The following is an 8,437-nucleotide window of genomic DNA, read 5'->3' on the forward strand; positions in this document are numbered from 1 at the left end:
CAAGAGATTCACATGTTTTCACAATATGAAGTGAACATGATCACACAAGGTTTATCTTTAACCAACAGTGAAACACCGCTGGCAGGCCGGTCACCGAGGCCCGCAGTGCTGGCCCGTTCGCCAGTTGGCGGTGGCCGCGGTGATGACCGTGTCGAGCCTCTCCCGGATGCTCACCAGGTCGCCGATCTGCCGGTCGATGCGGTCCCGTTCGGCCGAGAGACGGTCGAGGAGTTCCGGTGTGGCCTCGCCGTCCACCACGCACGGCAGCAGTTCGAGGATCGCCTTGCTGGACAGGCAGGCAGCGTACAACTGCTGGATCAGTCGGACCCGGTCCACGGCGCTGTCGGGGTAGTGCCGCTGGCCGCTGGGGCTGCGGTCGGCGGCTAGGAGGTCGTGCTCCTCGTAGTAGCGCAGCGCCCGCACGCTGACGCCCGTCCTGCCGGCAAGTTCGCCGATGCGCATCACGTCTCCTCCGCTCTTGCCTCTGACGTCAGCGTCAGGTTTTCGGCGTATCGGCGACGGACACGACGCGGCCGCATCAACCGCACGGCAAAGGTGCTGACGTTCTTTCATGACCACATCAGACAGGGCGACAGCAGGCGGGGCCATCGGCGCACCCGCTCCCGTCGTCTCGGTGAAGCCGGTGGTGCTGGAGGCACCGGGCCGGGGTGAGGATCTGCGGGTGAAGGTGTCCGCGCCGGTGACCGGGAGCGCGTTGCCGGTCGTCGTCCTCTCGCACGGTTTCGGGTCGTCGCTGGACGGCTACGGCCCCCTGGCCGACTTCTGGGCCGCTCACGGTTTCGTGGTGGTCCAGCCGACCCATCTCGACTCCAGGAGCGTCGGCCTTGCCGCTGACGATCTCCGCACACCGCGGCTCTGGCGCTTCCGCGTCGAGGACGTGAAGCTCGTTCTCGACCGGCTCGATCTGCTGGAAGCCGCCGTCCCCGGTCTCGGCGGCCGTGTCGACCGGAGTCGCATCGCCGTGGCCGGGCACTCCTTCGGCGGTCAGACGGCGGGCATCCTGCTGGGCCTGCGCGTCCTCGATCCGGTGAGCGGGAGGAAAGAGGATCTGTCGGATCCGCGGATCACGGCAGGTGTGCTGCTGGCCACGGCCGGCCGGGGCGGAGCCGACCTGACGCCGTACGCGGCCGAGCACTTCCCGTTCATGAGGGGTCCGGACTTCACGCACATGACCACGCCGGCCCTCGTGGTCGCCGGCGACAAGGACGACCTCCCGCTGTCCGTCCGGGGACCTGAGTGGACGTACGACCCGTACGTGCTGAGCCCGGGTGAGAAGAGCCTGCTCACCCTGTTCGGGGCGGAACACTCGCTAGGCGGGATCACCGGCTACGAGGTCCGGGAGACGACGGACGAGAACCCCGAGCGCGTCGCCCTGGTCCAACGGGTCACATGGGCCTACCTGCGCCACGCACTCGGCATCGACGACACCGGCTGGACGGCCGTGCGGAAGGCGCTGTCGGAGAGCGGCGACCCCCTGGGCCGGATCGAGTCCAAGTGACGTCCATCCCTACGCACCGGGAAGCGGGCCGTCCCCGCCGACCCCGGGCGCGGCTCGGCCGAGACCGGGCGGATCAGCGGCTCGCGCGCATCGACGGCCCGGGCGGCTCGGTGGCTCGGGCGGCTCGGCGGCTCGGGCGGGCTCCCGCCGGGCGGAGCCGGGCCGGACCCGGGGGGGGCGGCCCGCCCGGAGTCCTCGCGTCAGGCGGCTGACCTGGAATCCGGCGTCCTCCGCCGCAGCGCCGGCGTCGTCAGCGACGGCGGAGACCAGGCCCCGTCCGGCGGGTAGACGTCGGTGCCGGGTGGGACGATCGCGTCGATGCGGTCGAGGGCGGCGTCGTCCAGCACGACGGACGCGCCCTTGAGGGTGTTCCGCAACTGCTCCATCGTGCGCGGGCCGATGATGACCGAGGTGACGGCGGGGTGCGCGAGCGGGAAGGCGATCGCCAGCTCCGGGAGCGAGCAGCCCACCTCCTCCGCCACGCCGACGAGCCGCTCGACGGCGTCCAGCTTCGCGGCGGTGAGCGGCGACGACGGGTCGAAGCGGGCGGGGTTCAGGGTGGGGCGTCCGCTGCTCAGGTCGAGGTCCTGGCCCTTGCGGTAGCGGCCGGTGAGGAAACCCGAGGCCAGCGGGCTCCAGGTGAGGACTCCCATGCCCAGGCGCTGCGCCACCGGCAGCACCTGCCGCTCGATGCCCCGGGCCAGCAGCGAGTACGGCGGCTGCTCGGTGCGGAACCGGTGCAGCCCACGGCGGTCGGCCACGTGGTACGCCTCGACGATGTCGTCCGCGGGGAACGTGGAGCAGCCGAACGCCCTGATCTTGCCCTGGCGCACGAGGTCGGTCAGGGCCGAGAGCGTCTCCTCGATGTCCGTCGTGTGGTCCGGCCGGTGCACCTGGTACAGGTCGATCCAGTCCGTGCCCAGCCGCCGCAGGCTGTCCTCCACCTCGCGGACGATCCAGCGCCGCGAGTTGCCGCCCTGGTCGGGGCCGTCCCCCATGGCGAAGTGGACCTTGGTCGCGAGGACCACGTCGTCGCGGCGGCCCTTGAGCGCCTTGCCGACGATCGTCTCCGACTCCCCGGCCGAGTACATGTCGGCGGTGTCGACGAAGTTGATCCCCTCGTCCAGCGCGGCGTGGACGATCCGGACGCAGTCGTCGTGGTCGGCGTTGCCGACGGAACCGAACATCATGGTGCCGAGGCAGTAGGGACTGACCTTGATCCCGGTCCCGCCCAGAACGCGGTGGCGCATGCAACTCCCCCTGGGTGCAGTCGACTCGGGGCCGCGACCGGAGGCGGGCGTGGCCTGACGAGCGCACACTACGAGGTGGAGTGCGCTCAAGGGCAAGCCCGGGGATCGCGGTGCACCGGGAGGGGCGGCGTCGGCGCCGCCCCTCCCGGGCCCCGGTCACCGGTACAGCACCCCCGCCCCCTCCACCAGCTCGTCCGACGGTCCCGCCACCAGTCCCAGTTCCGCGCCGGACGCCAGCAGGCGGTGGTCGGGGAGGATGCGGACCGTGTAGCCGTAGGGGCCGGTGCGGTCGAGGGAGAGGGGGCCCTCGTAGATCCAGCTGCCCTCCAGGTCGGGGCCGCTCGTCGGTTTCAGGGGAACCGTCGTCGCGTCGGTGATGCGGTCCTCCGTGTCGACACGGCCGGAGACGGCCTGGACCTCGACGTCGTCGGGGGCGAGGTCGCCGAGGCGCAGACGGACGCGGAGGGCGAGGGTGCTGCCGAGTTCGGCGGTCGGGGTGGCGGCCGAGGTCTCGACGTGGTCGACGGTGACGGCGTGCCAGGCCGACCGCACCCTGGCCTTCCAGGCGGCGAGGTCGCTCGCGGTGTCCGGGTCGAGTGCGCGGTGGGCCTGGGCGGCGGGGACGTAGAGCCGTTCGACGTACTCGCGGACCATGCGGCCGGCCAGGACCTTGGGGCCCAGCAGGGTGAGGGTCTGGCGGACCATCTCGATCCAGCGGTCGGGCAGGCCGTGCCGCCCGCGCTCGTAGAAGCGAGGGGTGACGCGCTGTTCGAGGAGGTCGTAGAGGGCCGCCGCCTCGATGTCGTCGCGGCGGTCGGGGTCCGTGCCGGCGCCGTCGGCGGTGGGGATCGCCCACCCGAAGTCGGGCCGGAACCACTCGTCCCACCAGCCGTCGAGGACGGAGAGGTTGAGGCAGCCGTTGAGCGCCGCCTTCATACCGGACGTGCCGCACGCCTCCAGCGGGCGCAGGGGGTTGTTCAGCCAGATGTCGCAGCCCGGGTAGAGCTTCTGGGCCATCGCCATGCCGTAGTCGGGGAGGAAGACGACGCGGTGGCGGACGCGCGGGTCGTCGGCGAAGCGGACCAGTTCCTGGACGAGCCGCTTGCCGCCGTCGTCCGCCGGGTGCGCCTTGCCGGCCACGACGATCTGGATCGGCCGTTCGGGGTGGAGCAGCAGGTCCATCAGCCGGTCGCGGTCCCGGAGCATCAGCGTGAGGCGCTTGTACGACGGGACGCGGCGCGCGAAGCCGATGGTGAGGACGTCGGGGTCGAGGACGCCGTCGATCCAGCCCAGCTCGGCCGTGCCCGCGCCGCGCTGGCGCCATGAGGCCCGCAGACGGGCGCGCACCTCCTGGACGAGCTGTTCGCGCAGGTCCCGGCGGAGGTCCCAGATGTCCTGGTCGGGGATGTCGGCGACGGAGTCCCAGCGGTCGGAGCCGCCGACGCTGAGCGCGTCCTCGGTGCGCTGGGCGCCGACCCGGCGGGCGCCGAGGCGCAGCACCTCGGGGGCGACCCAGGTCGGGGCGTGCACCCCGTTGGTCACGGAGGTGATGGGCACCTCGGCGGCGTCGAAGCCGGGCCACAGACCGGCGAACATCTCGCGGCTGACCTGGCCGTGCAGCAGCGACACGCCGTTGGCGCGCTGGGCCAGGCGCAGGCCCATCACCGCCATGTTGAACAGGTTGGGTTCGCCGCCGGGGTAGGTCTCCATGCCCAGGCCGAGGATGCGGCCGACGTCCATGCGCGGGAGCTCGGCGCCGGGGCCGAAGTGCCGGGCGACCAGCTCGCGGTCGAAGCGGTCGATGCCGGCCGGGACGGGGGTGTGCGTGGTGAAGACCGTGCCGGCCCGGACCGCCTCCAGACCGGAGTCGAAGTCGAGTCCCTCGTCGCAGAGTTCCGCGATGCGCTCCAGGCCGAGGAAGCCGGCGTGTCCCTCGTTGGTGTGGAACACCTCGGGCGGGGCGTGCCCGGTCAGCCGGCAGTACGTGCGTACCGCCCGGACACCTCCTATGCCGAGCAGCATCTCCTGGAGGAGCCGGTGCTCGCTGCCGCCGCCGTAGAGCCGGTCGGTCACGCCTCGCTCGCGCAGGTCGTTCTCCTCGACGTCGGAGTCGAGCAGCAGCAGCGGCACGCGGCCCACCTGGGCCAGCCAGATCCGGGCGCGCAGCCGCCTGCCGCCGGGGAGGGCGAGGGAGACCTGGGCGGGGGTGTCGTCGTCCTCCTCCAGGAGGGTCAGCGGCAGCTCGTTGGGGTCGAGGACGGGGTAGTGCTCCTGCTGCCAGCCGTCCCGGGTCAGGCTCTGGCGGAAGTAACCGTGCCGGTACAGCAGGCCCACCCCGATCAGCGGCACGCCCAGGTCGCTGGCCGCCTTCAGGTGGTCGCCGGCCAGGATGCCGAGGCCGCCGGAGTACTGGGGCAGGGCGGCCGTGATGCCGAACTCGGGGGAGAAGTAGGCGATGGCGGCGGGGAGCCGGGGGGAGGCGTCCTGGGTCTGGTACCAGCGGTCGCCGGTCACGTAGTCGTGCAGCTCGTCGACGGCCGCGGTCAGCCGGCGCAGGAAGCGGCGGTCCCCGGCCAGTGCGGTGAGGCGCTCGGCGCGCACACCGCCGAGGAGCCGTACCGGGTCCTTGCCGGAGGCGGCCCAGCGTTCGGGGTCGACGGACTGGAAGAGGTCGCGGGTCTCCGCGTGCCAGGACCAGCGCAGGTTGCGGGCCAGGTCACCGAGCGGCCGGAGGGGTTCGGGGAGAAGGGGTCGGACGGTGAATCGACGGATCGCCTTCACATTCCACCTCGGCGTGCGTGAGGAAGAGACGCACGGCGGTGTGCGTCCACGTCGTGGATGACGGTACCGGGGCCGACGCGGGTGGCGCCGAGGGCTTGCCGCCCCCGCGTGCCCGGCTTTCGGCCCGGTACCGGCCCGGCCGTCCGGCTCCCCCGGACGGCGGTACCCACCGCGCCCGGGGGGACGCTCATCCTGTATGGCCGATTCCGTCCCCTGAAGACCCCTCGGGCCACCTTGTGGTGCTTCGCCCCGCACGAGAGGCTGCCCAGTGCGTACCCGGCGCCGGGAACCCGCGCCGCCGTAGGCCGAGTCGAGGAGGGGAACGCGGACCATGGCACGGACGCGAGCACGTCGTCTGCGCCGGGTGGGGGGTCTGGTCGCGGTCGCCACGACCGTGGCGTTTTCGGCCAACGCCCTGCCCGCGCACGCCGCACCGGAGGGGACGATACGCGGCGCCGGGGCACCCGGCTCCGTCCGCGGCAGCTTTCTCGTGACACTGAAGAACGGGGTGCGCGCCCCGTCGGCGGCCGGCCGCGGTGTGGCCGCGCGGTACGGCGCGCGGATCGGCCACACCTACGGCACGGTCCTCAACGGCTTCTCCGTCGAGGCGAGCGAGAGACAGGCCCGGCGCCTGGCGGCCGATCCGCGGGTCGCCTCGGTCGTCCAGGACACCCGGGTGACGCTCGAGGTCGCGCGGCGCGGCACGGCGACCCGGAAGAGCCCGCCGCCCTGGGGGCTCGACCGCGTCGACCAGCCGTCCCTGCCCCTGGACGGCAGGTACACGGCCCCGAAGTCGGCGGGGGCGGGGGTGACGGTGTACGTCATCGACACCGGCGTCCGCGTCACGCACCGGGACTTCGGCGGGCGGGCCTCCTACGGCTGGGACTTCGTCGACGGCGACCGCACCGCGTCCGACGGCAACGGCCACGGCACGCACGTCGCCGCGACCGTCGCGGGCGCGAGCGCCGGCGTCGCGAAGAAGGCGAAGGTGGTGGCCGTCCGGGTGCTGGACGACGCCGGCGCGAGCACCACCGCGCGGGTCATCGCGGGCATCGACTGGGTCACCCGCAACGCGCGCGGCCCGGCCGTCGCCAACCTCAGTCTGGGCGGCCCGTACAACGAACGGCTGGACGCCGCCGTCCGCGCCTCCATCCGTTCGGGCGTCACCTACACCGTCGCCGCGGGCAACGGCGGCCGGCCGGCCTCGCTCCACTCCCCCGCGGGCGTCCGCCAGGCGGTCACCGTCGGCGCGACCGACCGCGGGGACGCCCGGGCGGCCTTCTCCGACACAGGCCCCGCCCTCGACCTGTTCGCCCCCGGCGTGTCGATCACCTCCGCGTCCCACACGAGCGACACCGGGCGCGCGACCTTCTCCGGTACGTCGATGGCGGCACCGCACGCGGCGGGCGCGGCCGCCCTGTACCTGGCCGGCCGGCCGACGGCCACACCCGCCCAGGTCGAACGGGCACTGGTGGCGGGGGCGTCGAACGTCAAGGTGTCCGGCCGGGGAGCCGGTTCGCCGGACAAGCTGTTGCGGGTGCCCCGTTCCTGACGGCGGGACACCGTCCCCGACTCCGGCCCTGGCTCCGGTCCCGGCTGTGGCAGCGGCTCCGCTCCCGGCTCCCTTCCCGCGAAGAGGCCGGTCTTGTGCGCGGACATACGCGCGAGTAGTTAACAAAGTCCCGGATTGCTCACCCGAAAAGGGTGGGAAGGCTCCTCCGGTACACGACTCCGTACGCCCCCCGTACGACACCCCCGTACGGCCCGAGCACCACCCGGCACGCCCGGGTGCGAGCACAACCCCGGCCCGTCCGGGTACCCGTAGGGGACCCGGCACGACCGGACCCCAGTACGACCCCCGGCACGCGTCCGGCCACCAGCACCACCCACCCGGGGTCCGCCCGGGTGGCACCGGCACCACCCCGGGTCCGCCCGGGCCGCACCGCCACCATCCCGGGCCCCGGGAACCGGCACCACCCCGGCCCTCCGGGGCCAGCACCACCCCGGGTCCCGCCCGGGCAGGCACCACCGGCACCCCCCACCGCAGGACCCACCTCCCCTCGTCCATCCACCCACCCATGTTGATGCGGACAGGAGCGGTCATGCCCGCCACGCACCACTCGTCAGCACCCCCGACATCCCGTTCGTCCCGCACCACGGCACCAGCACCCCCCGTGCGCCCCGCCGACGCCGGACCGCCGGCCCCGGAGCGATCCTCCGCGGGTGACGTGACCGCCGTGGGGCGCATACCCGTCCTCGACGTCCGCCCGATCGTGCAGCACGGCCGCCGGCCGGCCAAGGCGGTCACCGGGGAGACGTTCCAGGTCTCGGCCACCGTGTTCCGCGAAGGTCACGACGCCGTCGCCGCGAACGTCGTCCTGCGCGACCCCGAGGGGCGCCCGGGCCCGTGGACGCCGATGCGCGAACTCGCCCCCGGCACCGACCGCTGGGGCGCCGACGTCACCCCGGACGCACCGGGCCGCTGGACGTACACGGTGGAGGGCTGGGGCGACCCCGTCACCACCTGGCGCCGGACCGCCGGGGTGAAGGTCCCGGCGGGGATGGACACCGAACTCGTCCTGGAGGAGGGCGCCCGCCTGCACGAGCGGGCGGCCGCCGAGCTGCCCGGAGGGGAGGAGCGGAAGAGCGCCGTGCTGCTGGCGGCCGCCGACGCCCTGCGCGACACGACACGTCCGGCCGCCGCCCGTCTCGCGGCGGCGCTGACGCCGGAGGTGGAGGAGGTGCTGGCCCGTCATCCCCTGCGGGAACTGGTCACCGCGTCCGACCCCCTGCCGCTGCTGGTGGAGCGGGAACGGGCCCTGTACGGCGCGTGGTACGAGTTCTTCCCCCGCTCGGAGGGGACGCCCGAACGCCCGCACGGAACGTT

At 73.4% G+C, this 8,437-nt stretch carries 6 protein-coding genes; 3 read left to right on the forward strand and 3 right to left on the reverse strand.

Annotation, left to right across the window (positions count from 1 at the left end):
• Window positions 1-90: 90 nt before the first annotated feature.
• The gene (locus ACFYWQ_RS29815) at window positions 91-462 is read right to left on the reverse strand and encodes a MerR family transcriptional regulator (RefSeq protein WP_389520553.1); all 372 of its coding nucleotides are present in this window, start codon (window positions 460-462) and stop codon (window positions 91-93) included.
• A gap of 109 nt (window positions 463-571) precedes the next feature.
• Between ACFYWQ_RS29815 and ACFYWQ_RS29820 the strand changes: the two genes are divergently transcribed.
• Complete coding sequence (locus ACFYWQ_RS29820; protein ID WP_389520555.1) at window positions 572-1,519, forward strand: alpha/beta hydrolase family protein; 948 nt, start codon at window positions 572-574, stop codon at window positions 1,517-1,519.
• Between the two features lie 200 nt (window positions 1,520-1,719).
• Here the strand turns inward: ACFYWQ_RS29820 and ACFYWQ_RS29825 are convergent, their stop codons facing one another.
• Both ACFYWQ_RS29825 and ACFYWQ_RS29830 read right to left on the reverse strand, forming a co-directional pair.
• On the reverse strand, window positions 1,720-2,769 hold the full coding sequence (locus ACFYWQ_RS29825) for an aldo/keto reductase (RefSeq protein WP_389520557.1): 1,050 nt from the start codon (window positions 2,767-2,769) through the stop codon (window positions 1,720-1,722).
• Window positions 2,770-2,925: 156 nt separating this feature from the next.
• Window positions 2,926-5,550, reverse strand: a complete 2,625-nt coding sequence (locus tag ACFYWQ_RS29830) for a glycosyltransferase family 1 protein (protein ID WP_389520559.1) — start codon at window positions 5,548-5,550, stop codon at window positions 2,926-2,928.
• Window positions 5,551-5,881: 331 nt separating this feature from the next.
• Between ACFYWQ_RS29830 and ACFYWQ_RS29835 the strand changes: the two genes are divergently transcribed.
• Entirely contained in the window at window positions 5,882-7,102 is a 1,221-nt protein-coding gene (locus ACFYWQ_RS29835; RefSeq protein WP_389520561.1) for a S8 family peptidase, read from the forward strand.
• Window positions 7,103-7,652: 550 nt separating this feature from the next.
• Window positions 7,653-8,437: maltotransferase domain-containing protein (locus tag ACFYWQ_RS29840; RefSeq protein WP_389520563.1), on the forward strand; the 785-nt coding region annotated here is incomplete at its 3' end.

The organism is Streptomyces sp. NPDC003247, assembly GCF_042888135.1.
GTDB lineage: Bacteria > Actinomycetota > Actinomycetes > Streptomycetales > Streptomycetaceae > Streptomyces.

What these genes read in the sequence shown, in the direction of transcription:
- ACFYWQ_RS29815 (WP_389520553.1), bottom strand. Translation starts at nt 462, where the DNA reads ATGCGCATCGGCGAACTTGCCGGCAGGACGGGCGTCAGCGTGCGGGCG.
- ACFYWQ_RS29820 (WP_389520555.1), top strand. Translation starts at nt 572, where the DNA reads ATGACCACATCAGACAGGGCGACAGCAGGCGGGGCCATCGGCGCACCC.
- ACFYWQ_RS29825 (WP_389520557.1), bottom strand. Translation starts at nt 2,769, where the DNA reads ATGCGCCACCGCGTTCTGGGCGGGACCGGGATCAAGGTCAGTCCCTAC.
- ACFYWQ_RS29835 (WP_389520561.1), top strand. Translation starts at nt 5,882, where the DNA reads ATGGCACGGACGCGAGCACGTCGTCTGCGCCGGGTGGGGGGTCTGGTC.